Annotated in this window: 26 protein-coding genes; 5 read left to right on the forward strand and 21 right to left on the reverse strand. The window is 29.5% G+C overall.

Annotated elements, in window-relative coordinates; translation table 11 throughout:
• A partial coding sequence (locus tag JJQ98_RS08290; protein ID WP_425591578.1) for a tyrosine-type recombinase/integrase occupies positions 1 to 327 on the forward strand: 327 nt, incomplete at its 5' end.
• A gap of 85 nt (positions 328 to 412) precedes the next feature.
• On the opposite strand, the gene JJQ98_RS08295 is transcribed toward JJQ98_RS08290, so the two are convergent.
• The 10 genes from JJQ98_RS08295 to JJQ98_RS08340 are packed head-to-tail and all read right to left on the reverse strand — an operon-like array spanning position 413 to position 8,065.
• Complete coding sequence (locus JJQ98_RS08295; protein ID WP_060661739.1) at positions 413 to 832, reverse strand: hypothetical protein; 420 nt, start codon at positions 830 to 832, stop codon at positions 413 to 415.
• A gap of 32 nt (positions 833 to 864) precedes the next feature.
• Positions 865 to 1,374, reverse strand: a complete 510-nt coding sequence (locus JJQ98_RS08300; RefSeq protein ID WP_143422021.1) for a thermonuclease family protein — start codon at positions 1,372 to 1,374, stop codon at positions 865 to 867.
• On the reverse strand, positions 1,352 to 1,810 hold the full coding sequence (locus JJQ98_RS08305; RefSeq protein ID WP_060663249.1) for a lytic transglycosylase domain-containing protein: 459 nt from the start codon (positions 1,808 to 1,810) through the stop codon (positions 1,352 to 1,354). The genes JJQ98_RS08300 and JJQ98_RS08305 overlap by 23 nt, the downstream gene beginning before the upstream one ends.
• Positions 1,807 to 2,112, reverse strand: coding sequence for a hypothetical protein (locus tag JJQ98_RS08310; protein ID WP_060661742.1), 306 nt, complete (start codon positions 2,110 to 2,112; stop codon positions 1,807 to 1,809). The genes JJQ98_RS08305 and JJQ98_RS08310 overlap by 4 nt, the downstream gene beginning before the upstream one ends.
• An 8-nt stretch (positions 2,113 to 2,120) precedes the next feature.
• Entirely contained in the window at positions 2,121 to 4,247 is a 2,127-nt protein-coding gene (locus JJQ98_RS08315; RefSeq protein WP_134043717.1) for an HD domain-containing protein, read from the reverse strand.
• On the reverse strand, positions 4,247 to 5,626 hold the full coding sequence (locus tag JJQ98_RS08320; protein ID WP_005023138.1) for a type IV secretory system conjugative DNA transfer family protein: 1,380 nt from the start codon (positions 5,624 to 5,626) through the stop codon (positions 4,247 to 4,249). Before JJQ98_RS08320 ends, JJQ98_RS08315 begins: the two co-directional genes overlap by 1 nt.
• A complete protein-coding gene (locus tag JJQ98_RS08325; protein ID WP_134043720.1) occupies positions 5,626 to 6,315 on the reverse strand; it encodes an HD-GYP domain-containing protein in 690 nt (229 codons plus the stop codon). The genes JJQ98_RS08320 and JJQ98_RS08325 overlap by 1 nt, the downstream gene beginning before the upstream one ends.
• 13 nt (positions 6,316 to 6,328) lie before the next feature.
• A complete protein-coding gene (locus JJQ98_RS08330; protein WP_065837164.1) occupies positions 6,329 to 7,153 on the reverse strand; it encodes a hypothetical protein in 825 nt (274 codons plus the stop codon).
• Positions 7,146 to 7,853 carry a hypothetical protein gene (locus JJQ98_RS08335; protein WP_065837165.1) on the reverse strand — a complete coding sequence of 236 codons (708 nt, stop codon included), beginning with the start codon at positions 7,851 to 7,853 and terminating at the stop codon, positions 7,146 to 7,148. Before JJQ98_RS08335 ends, JJQ98_RS08330 begins: the two co-directional genes overlap by 8 nt.
• Positions 7,850 to 8,065 carry a hypothetical protein gene (locus JJQ98_RS08340; RefSeq protein WP_005023130.1) on the reverse strand — a complete coding sequence of 72 codons (216 nt, stop codon included), beginning with the start codon at positions 8,063 to 8,065 and terminating at the stop codon, positions 7,850 to 7,852. The genes JJQ98_RS08335 and JJQ98_RS08340 overlap by 4 nt, the downstream gene beginning before the upstream one ends.
• Before the next feature lie 137 nt (positions 8,066 to 8,202).
• Here JJQ98_RS08340 and JJQ98_RS08345 point away from each other — a divergent pair, with 137 nt between their 5' ends.
• Complete coding sequence (locus tag JJQ98_RS08345; protein WP_005023128.1) at positions 8,203 to 8,475, forward strand: helix-turn-helix domain-containing protein; 273 nt, start codon at positions 8,203 to 8,205, stop codon at positions 8,473 to 8,475.
• Between the two features lie 27 nt (positions 8,476 to 8,502).
• Here the strand turns inward: JJQ98_RS08345 and JJQ98_RS08350 are convergent, their stop codons facing one another.
• From JJQ98_RS08350 to JJQ98_RS08400, 11 genes are read right to left on the reverse strand one after another with little or no spacing between them, the layout of a single operon-like run.
• Positions 8,503 to 8,757, reverse strand: a complete 255-nt coding sequence (locus tag JJQ98_RS08350; RefSeq protein WP_060661746.1) for a hypothetical protein — start codon at positions 8,755 to 8,757, stop codon at positions 8,503 to 8,505.
• Positions 8,747 to 11,347 carry a TraC family protein gene (locus tag JJQ98_RS08355; RefSeq protein WP_247596733.1) on the reverse strand — a complete coding sequence of 867 codons (2,601 nt, stop codon included), beginning with the start codon at positions 11,345 to 11,347 and terminating at the stop codon, positions 8,747 to 8,749. The genes JJQ98_RS08350 and JJQ98_RS08355 overlap by 11 nt, the downstream gene beginning before the upstream one ends.
• Entirely contained in the window at positions 11,337 to 11,798 is a 462-nt protein-coding gene (locus tag JJQ98_RS08360) for a hypothetical protein (protein WP_005023119.1), read from the reverse strand. The genes JJQ98_RS08355 and JJQ98_RS08360 overlap by 11 nt, the downstream gene beginning before the upstream one ends.
• Positions 11,795 to 12,595 (reverse strand): hypothetical protein, encoded by an 801-nt coding sequence (locus JJQ98_RS08365; RefSeq protein ID WP_134043723.1) that lies wholly within the window; start codon positions 12,593 to 12,595, stop codon positions 11,795 to 11,797. The genes JJQ98_RS08360 and JJQ98_RS08365 overlap by 4 nt, the downstream gene beginning before the upstream one ends.
• A 12-nt stretch (positions 12,596 to 12,607) precedes the next feature.
• Positions 12,608 to 13,612, reverse strand: a complete 1,005-nt coding sequence (locus JJQ98_RS08370; protein ID WP_134043726.1) for a hypothetical protein — start codon at positions 13,610 to 13,612, stop codon at positions 12,608 to 12,610.
• The gene (locus JJQ98_RS08375) at positions 13,599 to 14,369 is read right to left on the reverse strand and encodes a DsbC family protein (RefSeq protein WP_005023112.1); all 771 of its coding nucleotides are present in this window, start codon (positions 14,367 to 14,369) and stop codon (positions 13,599 to 13,601) included. The genes JJQ98_RS08370 and JJQ98_RS08375 overlap by 14 nt, the downstream gene beginning before the upstream one ends.
• Positions 14,366 to 15,703, reverse strand: a complete 1,338-nt coding sequence (locus JJQ98_RS08380; protein WP_134043729.1) for a TraB/VirB10 family protein — start codon at positions 15,701 to 15,703, stop codon at positions 14,366 to 14,368. The genes JJQ98_RS08375 and JJQ98_RS08380 overlap by 4 nt, the downstream gene beginning before the upstream one ends.
• A complete protein-coding gene (locus JJQ98_RS08385) occupies positions 15,700 to 16,500 on the reverse strand; it encodes a TraK domain-containing protein (RefSeq protein ID WP_134043732.1) in 801 nt (266 codons plus the stop codon). The genes JJQ98_RS08380 and JJQ98_RS08385 overlap by 4 nt, the downstream gene beginning before the upstream one ends.
• Positions 16,497 to 17,072, reverse strand: coding sequence for a TraE/TraK family type IV conjugative transfer system protein (locus JJQ98_RS08390; RefSeq protein WP_060663258.1), 576 nt, complete (start codon positions 17,070 to 17,072; stop codon positions 16,497 to 16,499). The genes JJQ98_RS08385 and JJQ98_RS08390 overlap by 4 nt, the downstream gene beginning before the upstream one ends.
• 1 nt (position 17,073) lies before the next feature.
• Positions 17,074 to 17,373, reverse strand: a complete 300-nt coding sequence (locus JJQ98_RS08395) for a type IV conjugative transfer system protein TraL (protein WP_054198533.1) — start codon at positions 17,371 to 17,373, stop codon at positions 17,074 to 17,076.
• Positions 17,373 to 17,732, reverse strand: coding sequence for a hypothetical protein (locus tag JJQ98_RS08400; RefSeq protein WP_065837169.1), 360 nt, complete (start codon positions 17,730 to 17,732; stop codon positions 17,373 to 17,375). The genes JJQ98_RS08395 and JJQ98_RS08400 overlap by 1 nt, the downstream gene beginning before the upstream one ends.
• Before the next feature lie 661 nt (positions 17,733 to 18,393).
• Here JJQ98_RS08400 and JJQ98_RS08405 point away from each other — a divergent pair.
• The 3 genes from JJQ98_RS08405 to JJQ98_RS08415 are packed head-to-tail and all read left to right on the forward strand — an operon-like array spanning position 18,394 to position 20,869.
• A complete protein-coding gene (locus JJQ98_RS08405; RefSeq protein WP_134043735.1) occupies positions 18,394 to 18,858 on the forward strand; it encodes a hypothetical protein in 465 nt (154 codons plus the stop codon).
• Positions 18,855 to 19,421: a signal peptidase I gene (gene lepB / locus JJQ98_RS08410; RefSeq protein ID WP_240723870.1), complete on the forward strand. Its 567-nt coding sequence runs from the start codon at positions 18,855 to 18,857 to the stop codon at positions 19,419 to 19,421. The genes JJQ98_RS08405 and lepB overlap by 4 nt, the downstream gene beginning before the upstream one ends.
• Positions 19,409 to 20,869: a conjugal transfer protein TraH gene (locus tag JJQ98_RS08415; protein WP_151105185.1), complete on the forward strand. Its 1,461-nt coding sequence runs from the start codon at positions 19,409 to 19,411 to the stop codon at positions 20,867 to 20,869. Before lepB ends, JJQ98_RS08415 begins: the two co-directional genes overlap by 13 nt.

The raw sequence follows: 20,869 nt of genomic DNA on the forward strand, positions 1-20,869 counted from the left end.
GACTTTGCCTATCCAAGCCCTTATATGTTTCCAAGCGAGATTAGCAAAAATAAATCCATAGCAGAAAACACTTTAAACTATGGTCTTAAACGCTTAGGTTTTGGAGAATTAATGGTATATCACGGATTTAGAAGCACCGCTTCAACCTTTCTTTATGAAAACAAAAACAAGCACAAGCAAGATTCTGAAGTGATAGAGCTTTGCCTTGACCATAGAGAGAGAAACAAAGTCAAAGCAGTGTATAATAGAAGCTTAAGGCTGGAGGATAGGAGAGCCTTAATGCAATGGTGGAGTGATTTTATAGAAGAGTTAAAAAAGCAAAAATAATATTTCTACTTTGCTTTAGCTTAATGATTGCCATTGAAATGAAGAAACAAAGTTTTCTTGCTCGAGGGAAAAACTAAATTTTTAATTAGAATCCTAGCCTTTCTTTTTTATAGTTCTCCAATCCTTTCAAAAGAGTGTAAAGGTCTTGAGATTTTATACTTCCCTCGATTGGAATTCCTATTAAATTGCCTGTTGGAGTTAGAATATAGGTTGTTGGTGTTTTTCCATTGAAGACTATATCATTTGGAATCCTAGAATATGGATTTTCTAAATCAGTTACTATAAATACAAAATCATCCTTTAATAATTTTAAAAGATGGGGAGTATTGTTAATACCATTAAGTAAATTGTGGCAGTGTTGGCATTTTGATGAGGATATAATGTAGAGCATTAATTTTGCTTCTTTTAAAGCTACTTTTTGCCCCTCAAAAATATCATTATAAACCTTTGGATTTCCAAAAGTTACTCCTTCCACTAAAAATAATAAAAACAATATTTTTTTCATATTTGCTCCTTATTTGATATAGGTTTTATTTTTTATTTTTTTTGCATTTGTCTCCACAATTTAGGCTCTATTGCATTATCTTGTTGCCATAATCCTAATTTTTTTGTTTTTGCACTAAACTGATTAGGAAAATACAAAAAGGAATAATCAGTATATGCCCACGCATAGCCTTGAGCAACCTGTTCTTTATTTAAATTGTATCCTTTACATTCTATAATTCCTACAATTCTTCCATACTTATCTTTATCTTTAATAGATACAGTTGCTTCACTTCCAATGGGACAAAGCTCCAATAAATGTTCTCTTGATTCCTTTCCGAACTCTTGTTTTAATTCGGGGGCATCTATTCCAAAGAATCTTATCTTATAGTCTTTGTTGTCTCTATGAAGAGTGATTGTGTCTCCATCATAGATTTTATAAACACTTCCTGTTAGCTTTTCATCAAAAAAAGTAACTTTATCCCCAAAGAAATAACCTATAAAAGCAAGAATTGTTATGATAGAAGTAATTTCTAACCTTTTAATCGTTTTTTGATGCAACATTGTTGTTCTCCTTTATATTATAAGTTTCTAAGGCTAAAGAGAGTTCCTCTAAAACCTTTTTGCCATAGGGGTTATCTTTAATTCTGCCATTGTAACAAGTAACTCCATTTGTAAGATTTCCTTTGTGTTTATCAAGACATCTTTTAAGTATCATTGCACCTATATGGATATTAACTCTTGGATTGTATAAATCCTCTTTTTTGATATTGTATTTTTCTTTTAATTCAGGTAAGTGGATAGAGTTTATTTGCATAATGCCTATATCATAAGTCCCATTTTTGTTTTTATTTAGAGCTTTAGTGTCAAAACTAGATTCTGTTTTAGCAATTACCCAAAGCAATTGAGGTTCTACATTAAACATTTCTCCCGCTTCGACATAGTAGCTCTTAGCGTGTAAAAAAAGAGGGATAAAAAAAAGAAAAATTATCTGTTTCATTGGCTCTCCTTATTTTCCATAAATTTAATTGTTGCAGGCTTACTATAATCTTTTCCTATTTTTTTATAAAGCTCTTCTATAAAGTCTGAATTGTGAGTAATTAATTCTTTTATTACATTGATATTTTTAACAACATCTTCATAATCATATAGCCCTCCTGCGTTTTCTTTTAAGATTCTTAGTGCATAATCTAGCTTTTTTGTTAAATCTAACAATGCTTCTGCTTCTATGTTATTTGTAATTATTATTTTTGCATTCTTATTTCTTAAAAGCTTCATTCTTTGATAACTAATCTTTTGCATTTTGCCTCCTAAAATTGCATAAATTGTTCAATTTTTATATTCTTTAATGTTTCTTTTTTGGTGTAGTAATCCATTTTTGCATTATCAATATTTAAAGCTTTTCTATCAAAAGGGACACAAATATATTCAAATTTCTTGCCATTCTCTACCAAAAAATAAATGCTTGTATAATATCCTTTGGTTACATTAATATCATAAATATATCTAGGATTAGAATCTTTACTTCCATAATATTTCACAAAATAATTAGCTCTTTTAATTGCCTCGCCTCTGCTACATTTGCTAACCTCCTCAATTAGTGAAATAAAAAATTGACTGCTCACTAAAATACGACTTCGTGTTTTATAGGGGACAGCACAAAAACTTGATGAGCCTGAAAATGGTTCTCCCACTTTTTCTCTAATTTGAGAAAATATAGCTTCTGCAAACTTATCACATTCAAAGGCACTCTCTTTAATATCAGATTTCTTAGATGGTCCAATTGTTGTTAAAGATTCTTTAGCGTTTTTGATTTTGTCTTGAAAATCGCTTGGAATTACAATATTCTCCTCTTTTTTGCCAAGCGTATCTTTTTCTGCTTCTATAAAATCCTCTGCATTGATAATTTCTCCATTGTTGCTAAAAAGTGCCTTTTGTAAAACATTGATTGCTTTATAAGCATTATCTATCCCCTTTAATGAAAGATAAGCTATGGTATGTTTATCTTTAAGGGCATTTTGTAGTTTATAAAGTATGGTTTCAACATCTGCCATCCCTTTTTCTTTCAAAAAGACTAACAGAGAATCATTGTGTATATATTTTAGGGGTATATCTTTAAAGAATATTGCAAATTCCTTAATTGTGTTTTTTCTTGTTTCTCGTGTTAGGTTTAACATTGCAATATAACTATCTTTGTTTTTTAACCCTAAAACTTCGCTAGAACTTCTATTTTCAAATTCAGCTATATGGATTGTTTTTGTTTCTATACTTTCTTGTTGGGTTGTTTCTGTGTTTTTTTCAATTACTTCTTTAGCTTCTTGTTCATTTTTCTTTTTAGCTTCGTTTTTGATTTGTTCTATACAATAAAGCTTTTCTTTGTTTCTTGTTGCCCAATCTGCTTGAATAAGAATATAAAGTAATAAATCATCTTTATTGATTGGTGTATGGTGCATTTTAACCACTCTTGCAATCTCTTTAATATATTCATCATCCATTTTAATGCCTATGTAGCCTATTTCATTGACAATCATTGATGAAATTTCTTGATGGGGTAGCTCTTTTACTCTTTTAACATAATCTTTATTGGTAGTTACTTGTGAATTATAACGCTCTATTTTGCCTAAATCGTGAGCCAAAGAGGCTAATATACTTTGTGGAATTATCTTTTTCTTTTTACTAACTGATATTTTTTCTGATTCAATAATCTTGACTGCATTTTTTGCGACATTTAAGCTATGTGTTAAAAGTGGAACATATTTACTTAATGCCTCATAAGCAGAAATATTAAGCGTAATCATATCTTCTTTATAGGCTTTGTTGCTATCGCTATGGTAAATAGAAGTTACACTAGGACATTCTTTATTTTCTTGCAAAAAAGAAAGAAACATTACAAGCATTTGTAGTTCTTTTTCTGAAAACAATTCAAAATTTGGTCTAATAACTTCATAAATAAAAAGTTTGATTTCATCAATGAAAAGATCATTTACGGTGTTAATCCACACTTCAAGACTCTCTGGGTCTCTAATCATTCTTAATTGCTTCTCTTTTTGAGGTGTTTTTTTGTAGAGATCTTCCATTTCTTCTTCAGAAAGCCACAAATGAACAAAATTCTCTAGCGGAACTTTTTCTACTTCTTCTTGCTGGAATGATGATTTATTGGTTTTTGCTTTATTGTAGAATAAAAATAGCCAAAGCATAAATTGTTCAATAAACACTGCAAAAATAAAAATGGTTTTATAGTTTTCCCATAGCCATAAATAAGTTTTTTTGTGTAAAAGAATAGTGGGGTTATAATAGATTACCCCTGTTTTATAAAATATCATAAATGCAACAACAAAGAAAAAGAATACTAAAGAGATAACTATATAGTTAATCCCCATTCTTAAATAGCGGTGTTTTAAAACAAATTTTACACTATTTTCTATAACGCTTAACATTATCTATTTTTCCTTGCTTCTTTTGTTGAAATATCTGGGAATATAATTTGTAATTTACAATTAGATACAGGTGCAGTCTTTCCTTTAAATCTTCCCTCAAATCCAAAATAGAAAAACTCTCTTTTTTGTAGTTGGGTAATATCATCAGTTTCAATGTTCATCTCCTCAACCTCTCTTGAGTTTAAGCCTCCATCTAGGTTCAAAAATACAGAATATCCCATTCTTTTTCCTGCCATATCTGAAATCATCTTTGCACTTTTTTGCTCATTAATTCTCATAATAATTTTAGTATTCGTTAAATCTAATATCCTATCGGCAGCGTCATCTCCAATGGCGGCTATTAAGTCTGCTTTGGACTGAGTTAAGCCTGTAAGATTAATATTTGAGCTTCTGCCTTGTGCATATAAAGTTTCAATTCCTCTATAAAGAACACTAGCGGACTCATCGATATAAATATTAAGGCGATGAGTAAAGCTTTTTCCTGATGAAATTACTCTACCCACACAGCATTGAATCATTGAGACTACAATTTTTGCTAGGATTGATGAACTTTCTCTTGTAACCATTGAACCCGTCATTACATAGAGTAAAACAGGTTTATCTTCCTCTAATCTGTCAATAAATTTATTGGTTTTAACATTTCCTATAATTTTCCCAATATTTCCTACTGACATTTCAGAGAGTGTTGTTCTTAGTGTTGTGGTAACTTTTGAGAAGTAATCTTGGTTTGAGGACATTACTTGTTCTAATAGGCTTTTAATTCTAATTAAATCTGCATTTAAATCTGTATCTTCATTACAAGATTCAATGCTATCTAATTCATCTTTTAAAGATTCTATGCCTCTATAATGAGCTTTTTTTGCTACTTCTTCAAAGGTAATAGGTTCATCGTTACCATTAATTTTTCTAAGCAAAACAAGGCTTTTTACAATAGCTGTTGTTGTTTCTTGTGCTACTTTTAAAAAGAATTCATCTTTTGCAGGAACACCACTAATAATATTTGAAATAATTTCCTCATCAATAAAATAGTTGTTAAGCGGATTAATTTTTAGGCTGTATTTAGGAAATATGGTAGATATAAACATTAAATCTTGTTCCCTTTGGCATTTTTTAGCCATTTCCACCATTTTTGAAAAGAGTCCTATATCGCCTTTTGGGTCAATGATAACAACACTTTGTCCTTTTTTAATATCTTGTTCCATTAAGCCCTCTAATAGTCTAGTTTTTCCAACCCCTGTTGAGCCAAATACAAAAGTATGGTTAGGGCGATTGTCATCATCTTGATAAATATCTAATAGGTTTTCTTTCCTTTTATCTTCTAAAGCAAATCCCTTTCCGACATAGGTTCTTTGGCTTGTTTCTTTTGTTAAAAATAGCATTAAACTAGTTCCAAATAAGAATTAGTGAGTTTCTTTTTTATAATTTCATATTCTCTATTATCAAAGAATATACTATTTTTATAAGGTTCTAAAGCTAATTGTAATGCTTCTTTTAAAGTGTATTGTGGTCTATATTCTCTTGGCAAAATTGCCTCTGTAAATTCCTCAGCAATATTAATAATTGCAGATTCTTTAGGGTAAGATTGTTTTCTTAAATACCCTTGTGCGTTTGGCTTTTCGTGGTGATAGAGGACAATTTCTGCTGATTTTGGCAAATTGATTTTTTCTAAGAAATCAGCACTTAGATAAATGTGCCTTTTAAAAGTTTTTAGCTCTTCTTCATTTAAAGTTTCCTTTCTTAAAAGATGCTCCATAGAGAGAAAAGACATATTGGCATAGTAACAAGCAAAAATAAAATCATCACTTCTAATATCTAGGATATTCCCAATACTTAATGCCAAATTTCCAATATTTGTATTGTAATTAAAGATATTAAGCTTAAATGTTTTTAGAAACGGAATTAATTTAAATAAAAACTGTTTTTCATATTCGATGTGTTTTTGAAAATCACTTAAAGACTCATTAATATTTATTTTTTTTTGATTTTTATTCTCCATATTATTTCCCTTATTTTTCCTAACTTTTTCTATTTTATTTCCATTATTTTCCATATTTTTTTGTCCTTCCATTGTGCTTCCTTTCTTAATAAGTTTCTAAATCTTCTAAGATTTTTTGCTTTTTAACTCGTTTAATGTAGCTAATTAAAAAAATTGTCCCATAAGGCAATGCGGCAAAAAACAACATTGTTAGCAAAATGCTTAAACTAGCTTCTCTTAGGGCAATGACTGCGTATTTGTAATAATATTGATATAAAGATTCTGTGGATATTTTGAGTTCTGAAAACATATTAATGCCTGCTTGTGTAATATCCGCTAACTCATACAAAACATTTGGGTTCTTTAAAGAATACCCAATAAACCAATTGATTAAGAAATAAAACAATACCCCCTTAACCATAAAGGATAAACTTCTCCCATTAATTAAGGAAAATATAGCTCTTCTTGTAATTGTTCCATAATAATATTTACCGATATATATTATAAAAAGCGTTGAGATAATAATGGGAGAGTAAGAGATAATTTGAAAGAATAAAATCTCCCCATCAGTAATATTAGAATCTAAAAAATAATATTTAAAACTAGGATAAATAATTGTTAAAAATGGAACAAGCGTTAAGAATATAAAACTTTCTGCCATACCATTGACAAATCCTGATTTAAAATATCCTAGAATCTGCTCAATAGTAAAATATTCTTTTGGTAGCTCATCTGAACGCCTCTCAATAACATAATATCTCTGTATTTCGCTAAGAATGGTAAAGATATTTCTTGAATCAATTCTTGTTCTATAAAGTTCCTGTTCAGCTTCAATAATATTATCTAGCTCACTACCACGCCATCTATCTCCGCCTTGATTTTTTCTGCCGATATTATCTCTTGCTTTTGATTCTCTACTATTATCAAGCATTTAAAACCTTTACTTTAACTTGTTCTTTATATCTTTTGGATAGCCTTTTAATACTTTCTTTATCTATTTTATTTTTTACATAAAGGGTTATTTTGCTTCCTATATCTCTATTAATATTGATAAGATTTTGTTCTTGTGTATCAATAATTTCTTTAATGTCTTGCAATAGGATATTTTTACTATATCTATCAAGAATTATTTTTAAAACTCCCATTTTTATTGTAACTTTATTGATATGGAAATAATGAGCAACATTCTTTTTGAATATTTTTTTATTTTTTTCTGCAATAGGGATAGCAGAAAATGGCAAATAAGCTGTTCCAAATTTTGTTAAAACCTTAAAACCATTTGCCACTTTTCCTATAACCTCGCCACTAATTACACCATTGTTACTTTTTTGGAAGTCTTTAATATTCTTAAAAATCCTCAGTTGTGATTCTTTAAAAAGAAGTTTGTAAAAAATTTTATTAATCTTGTTTTTATCCTCTACTTTGAGTTTAATTTGCTCTCTTTTTAACTCATTGTAGCGATTATAAAAGGTCTTGTAAAAAATTAATTTTTGATTAGAGACTTCTACTTCAATCTCTTTGTGTGGGGAACTTTTAGTTACAGCCTTTCTTAATAAATCAATAATCTCTATTTCAGATATACCATAGATCTTTGTTAATTCGCTGATTTGTTGAATAGGTGAGTTTTTCATTTTTTGTAAATCCCAATTCTTAATTCAGGAAATTCATTATACAAGTGAGAAAGTAATCTTCTTTTTCTGAGTATGTTAATCACTTCTTGATTTCTATATCTACCTGTAATTACCGCATAAAAAGTGTTGATATTAAGTCTATGTTTTTTACAAAAATAGGAAACATTCATTCCTCTTCTTTTTAATTCTTTTACTACAAGATGTTTTGCCAAAACTTTGCCCCTTTCTTTAAAATATTTTTATATTTTATAAATTTTGTGTCCAATATTTACAAAATAAGAGAATATAATTGGAGTTTTTTAGTCCTTTTTTGTTAAGATTCTTGTATTCATATATAAGGAGATAAAATATGAACGGAGATAGGTTATTAGATTACAATAATGTAATCGCAGGAGAAAGATTAAAAATAATCAGGGAAAGTTTAGGTTTAAAAAGAAATGAGATGGCATTTGTTTTGGGGGTAACCGATAAACTTCTCCAAAACTATGAAACGGGACATAAAAAAATCGGAATAGATTTCGCAAAATCTATTTATGATGTTTATAAAGCAAATCCTATTTTTTTAACTTTTGGTATTGGAGAACCCATTTTAAACAAAAATTTAGAAGATTTGTTTAAATAATATTAGGCAGGTTAAACCTGCCTGATTTTAGCGTTGCAATTCTGCGAGTTCTTTTTCAATATTTCTTATTAAAAGATTTCTATCGCCAAAATCAATTAAAGATGAAAAGCTATCAAGATAGCAAGAAAGTTGTTCATCTTTTTCAGATTTAGGAAAAGAATTAAGATTTTTAATTTTTTCTTTCATCTTAATTAATCCCTCAATCTTTTTAGATTTTTCTTCAATCATAAAAACTTCTATGAAATCCTTGAAAAGTGAATCTGCAATAGAATTAACTTGCATTTTCGTCCTCCTTAACTAATTGTCTGATTGCTTCTCCTAATGGAACACCACTATCAACCAATTTTTGTATTCTTTTTTTATCATTGGGGTCTGTTGTGGTGACATAGTAAAAGAATCTATCCATTATAAGCCTATAAGGAACTTTTACTTCTTCAGGACTAATTAACATTAACTCTGAATACTCACCTTTTTTAGTGGATATGTTTTTAATGATATTCTCTTCTATTTGTGTAAAGCTAAAAAGTTGCGATTTAAGCAAAGCATTTGCAGATACCTCAGTTTGTTTCATAAAAACTTTCCACGCAGAGTTATTAATAATGGCAGATCCTGCCTTACTTAGACTTTTACTTTCTATGTTATAAACATCATTAAAGCCTTGTGTTGCAAGAATTGCAGAGGCTGAATACTTTCTAAATCTCCTATATCCTTGCTCTATCATTTCGTCCATTAATATATTTCTGCCTAAAAATTTATGAGCTTCATCGATAATAACTGTGGTTCTAGTTTCATTGCTTCCTCCCATATAAACCAACTGATTTAAGTGGTAAATCATTAGCATAATAAGTGTATCTCTTAAATCAGGTGTATTATCCATTGCTTTAAATTCAGTTACAATAAATTCTTTTTTAATATTAAAATCACATTTGCCTGAGAAAAATTTTCCATAAATTCCCTCTCTACAAAAAGGTCTTAATTGATTTGCAAAATCTTGAAATCTTTGGTCCTCAATAGTTTTAATTTCATCTCTAATATTAGTGATTTCCATTTTTTCGCCAATTTCATCATATAACCTTTCAACGATTTCGTGGAGCTTAGAAGTGATCAATTTTTCGTGTTTTTCGGAATGGTCAATATTCTTTGAAGCACCCATCATATAAATTAAACTACCAAGATAAACAAGGTCTGATTTTAATTCTTCTTTGCTATGGATTTCGCTAAAAGGATTAAAGGATATAGGTTTTTCTAAATTAAGCTCTAAATATTGTCCTTGTAGCGTCTCGCACAATTTAAAAAAGGAATTATCATAATCCATAATAAAAACTCTATCTCCTCGTGCATAACTATTAAAAGCTAACATATTAAGTAAAACCGATTTTCCTGCCCCTGAAGTAGCAACCACAAATCCATTGTAATTTGTATTAGATACAAACAAATCTAGCCCTGCCATTTGCCCTCTACGAGAATAAAATACTAGATTTGGACTATTCCCTGCATAATCTGCTTCTAAAGCAATAAATTGTGCAATTTGCTCAGAGAATAATGAACGATATTTTTTTGTTAATGTGAATAAATACTCTTCATTAATTCCCATAGGTAGAGAAGCTAAAAAATTTAATTGATGAATGCCGAGAGCTTTTCCCATAATAATACCTTGATCGCCACCTTTGTTCCAATAAGAGATAATTCTATCGGCATTCTCGCTCGCTTGTTCGTAATCTTTTCCGCTAATTAATACATTCAAATCAAAGGCATATAATCTTTCTTTTTTTTGGTCAATTCTATCAATAATGCCTAAGCTCTCTTGCCTTACAGCCGCAAACTCCCTAAATATCGCTTCACTCCACTTTTGTTGGATATTAAAAGTGTGATTTCTTGAAGCCTCTTTCGTCTTTTTTTGTGGCAAAAGATATATACTTGAAGTGATAAAAAAAGTATCCACAAATTGATTGGAATCTAATGCAGATGAAAGTGTATCTCCTATTTTTTCTCCAAAATCGCTAATATGAAACTCTTTTGGTAAAGATTGCAAGCCTAAAGAAATCCAACTCTTAGTGTCAATTTCCAAATGAGTATCCTTTACAGCAAAAGGAGTATTAGGGGCAATTAATTGCCTAGATAAATACATATTCTCATCATAATTTGGGATATTATTTAAATCGTGTTCAGGATTAAAAATTTCATACAAAAAGATTTTTAGATTTTGTGGTGTTAGTTCTATTGGATAATAATTGTTACTTTCAAAGATATTTTTTACATCCCTTTTAAATGTTAAAAGTTTCCCTTTATTTTCAGATTTTAAAGAGATGATAATAGTGTAGTTTTTAGCCATTGTTATCATACTTTTTGAAAGTGGATTTTTAGTTTTTGAGCGATAAAAATCAGACATAGAACTAACGGCGTTCATTAAGAACTCATCTTTCTCTGCAATTCCTCTTTTTAAATGTTCCTGTTCCCAAAAATTAATTTGATTGTTTAGATTTTTAGAGCCAAATAGCATAAACTGCAAAAATACACCCTCAGGAAGTCTATCAATAATTTCCCTTAGAGTAACTGCTGTTGCTTCCCCTGTTTTAATTCTTGGGGAAATTTGAAAGACACTGCCATAGGTATTGTCATTATTTCGAAAAATCTTTTCCTTATCATTATAAAAAGCATAAGGTAAAAAATCGGATATTCTATATCGTTTAAAGATTTTATTCCATATTGAAGTGGGCAAAGAGGTTAAATCATCAAAAGGTTTTAACGCCTTTTGCTTTAGCTCGTGAGATTTTTCTTTGTAATATGTAGAGCCTTTCTCTTGAGCGTTAGAAACCATTTCTTTGCTTTTTTGATAATTTTTTATCACTGAATTTTTAATGTTATTTTCCATTAGAATAGCCTGCCTCATTAAAAGTTCTATATCTTTCCCTTTGATTTGCACTTTTTGGATCGCTCAAGACAAATTCGCCCTCTTTAATTTTTATCCAACTTTCGCTATATCCGTGGTAAATTCCTGTTTTACTTACATAAGGAAATACAACAAGTTGTGCAAAAAGCGGTTCTCTATAAAGTGGCATATTATTAGGTAATTGAACAATATTTTCCTCTACTGCCTCTTGTCTTTTTGCTTGTGCATAACTTGGAGAATTTTTTAATAAAGCAGAAATAACTGCTTCTTCATCATCGCTATATGCCCTTTCTTCGCCTTTCATTAAATTGGTTAATTCTGCATCTAAATGGTTTGGGGTAATTTCAACTTGCTTGTTTGCCAAACAACCGCTAAGAGACATAGCTCCAACTATTAAAAGACTATAAAATGATATTTTGGAATTAATTTTCATTGATTACCCCCATTACTTTTTTCATCTAAGATTTTCTGTGCTTTTTCCATATCGAGTTCAATTTTGCTTTTTGTTTGCTCTTGTTTAATCTCTTTAACTAATTTACTTGCCTGTTCTTTAACTATTGGATCAGTCTTAACTTTAGATTTTTTATTTTCTTTAAAAATCGGTTTTAGATTTTTAGAATGTGTAAAATTGCTATCGGCAATTTGAAACCAATAATCCCCTGCATTATTTTCTATTCCTAGAATCTTAGTTTCATCTCCTGCTTGATGGATTTTTACTGATTTATTCTCAGTTCCTGCACCCTCTCTTGCGTGGCTTTTTCTTACAAAATAAGCTTCAAGAGGCGTTTTTGTATCATTTTTAAAATGTTCAATTACATTTTTAATCATCTCATCGTGATTAATGGAAATAGCTTCTTGTTTTTGTGTTTTTTTATTAGGAATTATCTTTTGTTTTTTGGTTTTTTCTAAAACTTCTTTTTGTTGAGCCTTAAATCTTTCAAATTCCTCATTATTTTGCAGTTTAATTTCTTTTATTTTATCTTTAGAATAAGAAGCTAAAACTAAGATATTTTGAGAATTTCTATCGACTTTTGTTTCTAATTGATTTAACCTTTCTTTTAATTCTTTATTTTCTTTTATAACTTTAATTAAAGCACTTTTGATAAGATTAAAAGATTCTTCATTGATTATAAATTGTTCTTTTTTCTCTTTAGAACTAGGTTTGTTAGCCCATATTTGAGTTAAAACCAAACTTCCTAATAAAAATCCTATTAAAATCTTGTTGAACATTCTTTACTCCTTTTATTTTTCAATTGTTACAATACTTCTGTGGATAAAAGTTCCATTGTTAAGTTTTACCCAACCGCCTTGCTCATATTCTGCAAACATTACCTCGCCCTTATTGGCAATTCCTAAAATATTTGCTCTACAACTAGGTTTTTCTCTAATATTGGCTTGATACACGCAAATTTTGACATTGCTATTAATATATTTAATTTGCATATCTCCACTTTGACAGTGAGGATTGTTTAAATTTGCATTGCTTGAATGATTAAATCCATTTAAATCGTTTGAATTGTTGGAGTTACTAGAGTTGTTAAATTTGTTAGTGCTATTTAAAGCATTAGAATTATTGGTTTTCTTAGAATCTCCATAAGCTCTTTTATTATCGCTCTCATTTAAAAATGCCAATAAATCATTTTGATTATTTTTTAGCTGATTACTATCATTAAAGCTACTACCATTAGAAATATTATCATTAGATAGGTTATTGCTAATAGTGCTTCTATTGCGGATTGAAGAACTATTAGAATCTTTTTTATATAAATAATCTTTAAAGGCGTCATTGCTTTCATTATTTAATCTCCTTTTATAAGCTTCTTTGTCCTTAATTAAATACTCTACAACTTCTTGATTATGTGGGGCAATATATTTGTGATCACTCCCTGCGTAATAATTTTTTGTGAGTGTTGTTTCTTTGATTTTAAACACAACAGGTTTTCCATTTTGGATTTGCTTAATAGAGATAGAATTTGCAATATTTCTTAAGTTGTTAGAATCTATATTTGATATTGCAATTTCCTTAGTTGGCTTTTGTGGGATATTTTCTCCACTTGCATTAATTGTTCTTAATTTATCCATATCATCGCTTAATTCATAAACATCATTCACAGAAGCACACACTCCGCTATCTATTCCCTTTTCACATTTAAAATTATCTTCATAAGGCAACATAGCGGAGCAACCACTAAGAGATAAAACTCCCGCTAAAACTAAACTTGAATACAAGATTTTATTTTTTATCATTGCTATTTCCTTTTAAATATTTCTCTAGTTTTGGGATATTTGCTCCCTCGATAATATCTACAACCTTATCCCCTGAGATTACATAAATCTTTGGAGTTCCTTGAATCTCTAAAGTCTCACCTAAAGACATCATTTTTGTTAATTGTTCTTCTGCTTCTTTTGTGATTTCCACTCCCAAATCTTTTTGGGTTTTTTGGATTTTTAGCATTGCTTCTTTATGGTCTTTGCTAGAGAGAATCTCTAAACTCCATTTTTTAGCATTTTGGTGGAAAGATAATGGATAGAAATTTGCATATATTGTTGCGTTATTTTCTGATAAAAACTTTTCAACTTGATTGCAGAAAGGACATTCAGGGTCTGTAAAGATAACAAATTGATAATCCTTACTCCCTTTACCAAAAATTATTTTTTCAGAATGCTCTGTTAGTTTTTTGGCGTTTAAGCTTTTTAAAATTGCTTTATTTAGCTCATTTTTCCATTCTTCTCTTTCTTGAGCTGAAACATTAATGCCTCCTGCGGTGTAAATATCACCTATAAAAATAGCTCTATTGTAGGGATTAACATAGAGAATATTCCCATTTTTCAAATAAGCCTTATAAAAGCCATCAATGACTGCTCTATCTACTTTTTCTATTTTTGTAGAGGGCATAATGGTTTTAACTAAGCTTTCTTCTTGTCTTTCAGTAAGGCTTAGTTCTGCCATTAAAATAGAGCTTAAAGCTATCGATAGAAAACTAATTTTAAATACTCTTTTCATCTTTTATCCTTTTGTATTTGGTTGTTTAGTATTATTTGTGTGCTTTTTTTAGCTTCTTCTTCAATGCTTTTGATTTCTGTTAAATCAGTAGTGATGACTGTAATTTCTCTACCTGCTGAAATTTCAATCACAGGCGAAATTTGGTCAGCCATTTTCAAATAAAAATCCGCTAACTTCTCAGCACTATCTGAAAGCCCTTGAAATAAGCCCTGTTGAAAAGCTTCATTTGCTGTTTGGTCTAATGGAACTGTTGTTGTTCCTGAGCCACTTACGATAGTTGTAGTATCTTGTTGTCCAAAAGATTCTCCTACGCCTTGTAAAAATCCTGCAATTAAAGTCCTAGCTAATAATGCCCCTTGTTTTGTAACAACTCGCCCTTTTAAGCCGATTTTTCCATCTTCGCCTGACACAGCACCTTTAAAATCCAAATTAATATGTCTTCCATCATTTGCCATACAAGATAAAGTGTTGGTTCTAATATAAGCTCTCTCGCTTGTTAAATCCCCATATCCCTCGCCTGTAATAAAGCAATCTTTAATATCATACTGCCAAGAGTTTGGTAAAACTGAAGTATCCACTACACGCATTAAAACAGGCAATGGGTTAGTTTTGGCTTGTGTCATTGTTGGTGCATCTACACCATTTAATAGAACAACTTTAACAAAAGAACCTGTTGGAATATAGTGTTTTTCTTTCGCCTCTTCTTTTACTTCTTGTATTGTTCTTTGTGCGTGATTATTAAAAACAAGCGGATTTTCTAAAGATCTTGTTCTTTCCTCGTAAGTTTCTTGAATAGGCGGAACTTCTCCTGTCTTTTCTAATCCAAAATTGTTGCTTTCATTAGGTTTTGGGAAGTCTTTATATAAATTTACATTGCCTAAGTCAGGAAGCTCTATACCATTTAAAGTTACATTTTTTGGGGTTTCTATGTTGCTAGATTGAGATTCTTTTTCTTTCTTTTCTTTGTTGGTAACTAAATTTCCTACTGTCTTTTTTAAAGTTTCAAGCTCTGTATTTAGCCTTTGATTAGTGATAGATAAGGAATCGATTTTCTTTTTAGATAATTCAAGGTCTTCAGCTGCACTACCAATCCAATTTGTTCTAACATTTTCATCTTTATCGGTTAAAACAAAATTCCCAATGTTTTTATCGTTAATTGCGTTTGTTTCGCTATTTGAGTTGCCACTAAAGATTAGAAATACAAAAACTAAAATAACTAAAATAGCTACCCCCAAAAAAAGAATTTTCCTTTTTTGTTTGGTCTCTGTATCATCAGAATTTCCATTATCATTGCTAAAAAAATTTTTGAAAAAGTGTGTTAGTTTTTCTTTCATTTTTTATCCTTTGTTTCTTTCTTAGTTTTGGTAATAATTACAACTTTTGCATAACCCAAAGGAAGCAAATGATTAACTTCATTGTCATAGTAAATACTAATGGACTTTGGAGAATCTTTGGCATAAGCAATAAATTCTTTGGGATTTAAGATTAAAGCCTCTTTTGTTTTGTTTTTCACTTCTAATAAGTGAGCAGAATATAAAACGCCCTCATATAAATTAACATAGGAAACGCTAATATCTTTTAAATCTTTTAATTTTTTAGGTCTCTCTTTTACTTTGTATCCTTGTGGCGTTCCACCCTTTAAAACACTTTCAGTAATTTTAGATAGTGTAGTAATATAATTGTCCTCTGTTTCATATTTTAGGATTTCTTGTTTTTCTGTTCTAAAATCATTGATGATAATAGTTTCTGAATCTATGCTTTTTGGGTGTAGAGCAACAGAATAAGTTTTTGTTTCGGTAATAAAGAATATTTCTGTTGGTTTTGCAGTGTCATAAATATATTCAGGCTCTCCCACAACTTCAACATTGTTACCTACTTTTTTAACTTTTTCTTTGATTTTAGGTTGATAACGAATAAATGCCTCATTTCCATAAACCTGTATTACTAAACCTATCTCTTGAGAATAAGAAGTATCTAAAATTTTACTTGGGAAAACAATTCTATTAACCATTTTATTTGAAACATTGACTTCAATACTATCTGAAGTTGGATTATCAATAATTGTTGTTGCAAATAAGAAGTTAAATGATCCTAAGCAAAACGCTATTATTGTTATGATTTTTTTAATCATTGTTCTGTCCTTTTGAATTCATTTTTTGAATCAATGGAATTAATCCAAAATCTTCCTTGTTCCATTTTGTATCCGATTTCTACGATATAGTTTTCTGAATTAACAACTTTATCACCGATAATGTCTTTAATGACACCCATAACTTTTATTAGTCCTTTAGTATCTGCATTTACAGAAGACACAAAAAAAGTTCTTGAAATAGAGTTATTGATAATATATTCTGTTTGTGCAATAAGTTCAGCTCTTACTTTATTGTAGAATTGAGGTTCAATAAGGTGCATAATGTTATCAACATTATTTTTTGCATTATCTTTTGTGATATTTAATAAATTTGAAGCAATAAATTGTCCCATATCTTGTAAATAAGATTTGGACACTTCATTGCCTTTAACCCACATTTCTTGCGTAATTACTTTTGGTGGCATAAAGACAATTTTTTGTTCATTAATTCTTGTAGATAAAATCCATACAAGATAAATGATTATCATCAATAATGCGATTGTTATAATTCTAAAAGTAATGTTCTCAAAAATGTATCTATCTAATTTATTTTTGTAAAACTTCTCTAACAAATTAACCTCCTAGAAAATATCTCATATAGCTTGGGGGATAAGATTTTGGTTTTAAGAAACCTATCATATACATAATATGCGTGAAAAACCCTTTAATTCTTGCATTTCTAATCTTGCTAAAATAAAAAACAGAATAAAAACAAGCAATGGAAAATACAACTCTTGATAGCCCCTCAAAAGGAGCTACTAAGGCGATATAAAGTGCTACAACATACAGCATAGCAATATCCATTTCCCAATTGCAAACCATCATTTTCTTATCGATATATTTATTTATGAATGTTCTGCCACTTTGTCCCATTAAAACAATCCTGCGTTAATTCCTGCTGCCGCCCCTTCTGCTAATTTTGGCAAAAAGACAAAGAATATTGCTATAAGTCCTGTAAATGCAAATGGAACTAAAGAACTCATTTTGTATGAACCAAAAAGTCCAATACCTAACAATAAAAGAATGATGATAACCCTTAAGGATTGATTGTTAAAAAGCTCATTAACAATACTGTCTTTTAAATCACTAAAGCCAAAAGAATCTGTGCTTGTTCCTGCGATCATTGTAGATGAAAACAAGAGAAAAATAAAAACACTAATAAGCAACCAACCAATCTTTTTGTTCCAATGAAGGTTAGCACTTAAACCATTTTCTTGAATGTTTGCAAACATTTTTGCTCCTTTAAGTTTTTTTAAAACTAAAAATTTTTAGTTCAAAGAAATTTTATATATTTTGTGTTCAATATTTATAAAAATGAATAAAAAATAATAAAAATTTTTTGATTTTAAAAATGATTTTGAAAAACTCTAGCTAAGAATCTATTACGAAATTAGACGCTAATGAATACAGGTTTTAGGGTTTATAAAAAAAGAAAAAGTTTGTATTAAATGGAGTATTGCTCGGTTAAAATACGCTCAAGTTTAAATATAAAATTTATTTAATAAAAAAATTTAATTTTTTTTAAGCTTTTTGTGTATATTTTAATATATTAATAAAAAAATATATTAATTACTAGTATAGTAATTAATGTGTTTTTTTATAATAATATATTTTTTTATTAATATATTAAAATGCAAGGTGGCTTGTAAATTTCAGTTTTCTTAAATAATCTTGGATTACATTTGAAGTTTATTTATGTCAATAAATACAGCAATATAGCATAACTTTTCTTTTTTAACTCATTAAAAATTTTCAGTAGAGTTGGAATCTTAAGCAGAATGTTCCTTTGCACATTCAGTTTCTTAGAATCATTTTTAAAATTTTAAATTTATTTGTAAATATTTGACATTTTTTACATAAAATCATTTTTTAAGAAGCTAGCAAAGGAATCTAATGCAAAAAAAATCTCGAGAGACAAAGAAAACTGAAAATTTAAAATATTCTAGGAATATTTTAAATCTACTATATGTTGTATTTTTTGCTTGTATCGTGTTCTTTATTTTGGCTTTTTTTAATGTTGGAGGGCTTAAAGACAAAATGCAATCCAAAAAAGATAAAGAGAGTTATGTCACTTTGAATGTTTTTTATATTCAAAGCAATAGCTTAGAAGATCAAATTATGACTTTTATTGCTTCAAAGATTATCCAAAATGGTAGCAATCAAATACCTAATATGGCTTCTTATAACGATTCTCTTTTGATTTTAGATGGGGTTGTTAATAATATAGCAAGAGATAATCAAGCAATTGTTGTTAAAGATGACTCTCTTTTTAGCTTTGAAAATACCAAAAATATCACAGGTTTTGTTTTAGAAAAATTCAAAGAAGAATTTAATAAACGCTATAAAGAGCAACAATGACAAAGGTAAAAGTAATATTTCTATGTTTAAATCCTATGGAATTTATTAGAAAATTTGGAATTAAGAGTGTATTAAAAGCCTCTTTTTTCTCTGTTTTTTTAGGGCTTTTGATTATTGGAGCTTTATTTATAGCCAAAAAGCATTATTTGGGAGATAAATATTATTTTGGAATTTTGATTAGTGATAGCATTGTAGGCAAAGATTTTGTAGTTGTGGATAAAGAACATAGCTTAAAAAATCTAAAAGGCGAGATATTGGCTTTTGACTTTCCATTAGATACTGATTATTTCAAAAAGGGTAAATCTTTTGCAAAATATGTGAAATGCGAAGAGGGAGACTTATTGGAAAATAAAAGCGGTAAATTTTATTGTAATGGAGAGTTTATAGGTGGTGCATTACCAAAAGATAGTAAAGGAAACCCTGTGCAAGATTTTAAATGGAATGGAATTATCCCAAAAGATTCTTTTTTTGTAATGGGAACGCATACTTATAGCTTTGATAGTAGGTATTGGGGCTTTGTAACAAAAAAAGATGTCAAAGGAGTAGTAGTGTGGTTACAGTAAAGAAAAAAATAGTTGTAAGTGTTATATTGTCTGCAATGTTAGGGCAACAAGTTGCTAATGCTAGTTTATCTAATTTTGTCAGTCAAAGTTTAGATACCGCAGTATTAAATCAAGATGCAGGATATTTTAAATCTCAAGCAGGTGGTTTAATAAGCTTGGGAAGTAGTCGAATTAGATTTGGCGGTGGAAATGGGATTATCAATCCTTTTAATATTCAAACGCCCTCATTGAATATAGGTTGTTCAGGTATTGATATGGTATTTGGCGGCTTTTCATATTTGAACTTTGACAATATCGTGGAAAAGCTTAAAAAGATTACCACTGCCGCCCCTGCCTTTGCCTTTAAGATAGCACTTTCAACACTTTGTAAAGATTGTGATACGATTATGACTGAGCTAGAACAAATTGCTAATGCTATTAATGGTATGAACTTTGATACTTGCACAGCTTTAAATAATTGGAGCGATAAACTTGCAGGATCATTAAAATCAAATATTGGTTCTACTGCTATTGAATCTGGTGTTGTTGAAGATTGGATTTCAGGTTTTAGTGATGGTGTTTCAGATTCTGTTAATAGATTTACTAATTTTATTAATGGAAAATTTCCTAGTGATGATGGGGGGACTGCCTCTGATAAAGTATATGGACAAGGTAGCCTTTTAAGACAGGTTTTAGAACATAGGAAAGATATTTATTTTAGGAAACTTATTGGCGAAAATGATTATGAAGATTTGCTAAGGGATTTAATAGGCGATGTTGTAGTGTTTGATAGTGGCAAGCAAAGTGTTAGCACAGGAGAAGAGACAGTAGATTTTAAAAGTATTTTTATTGGCGGTTCTTTAGAGGCTAAAGAGTTTGCCTCTGCTGTTTTTGGGGAATTTGATACACAACAAACTAAGGAAAGCACTTTAAGAATCCTTACTTGGAACATTGTAAAAGACAATAAAACAGGAAATTATAAAAAGCCAACAGAAAGTGATTCCAAAGAAGTAAAAATAAAACATTTTATTGGGGAAATCTCTAATAGGATACAAAAAATTGTTGAAAATGGGCGAGCTAATAAAGAGTTATCTGAAGATGATAAATACTTTGTCTCGGCACTTTCAATGCCAATTGTAAAATTGGTTGATGTTTTAATTGCTAGTCCTAATATTAATGGAGAACCTTACTTCAAAATCGCAGCCGTATCTACCTTTAATGACTTCATAAATGGGCTTATTGCAGATGTTCAAAAAGCTTTGATTATAGGAATGGATAAAACGCAAATTGAGAAAGAAATACAAGAAGAGCATTTAAGTAAATTTAGAGAAAAAGTTTCAAAAATGAGGGCTGAGGTTGATGCTAGAGCTAAAATCTTTAAAAGTAAATTTGCAGATGAAACTAAGCAACTTGAAGCCATTGAAAATTTAGTAAAAGGCTACAATGTTAGAACTCAGGCTGGAAAGTAA

It is taken from the genome of Helicobacter pullorum NCTC 12824 (assembly GCF_017979475.1).
Lineage (GTDB): Bacteria > Campylobacterota > Campylobacteria > Campylobacterales > Helicobacteraceae > Helicobacter_D > Helicobacter_D pullorum.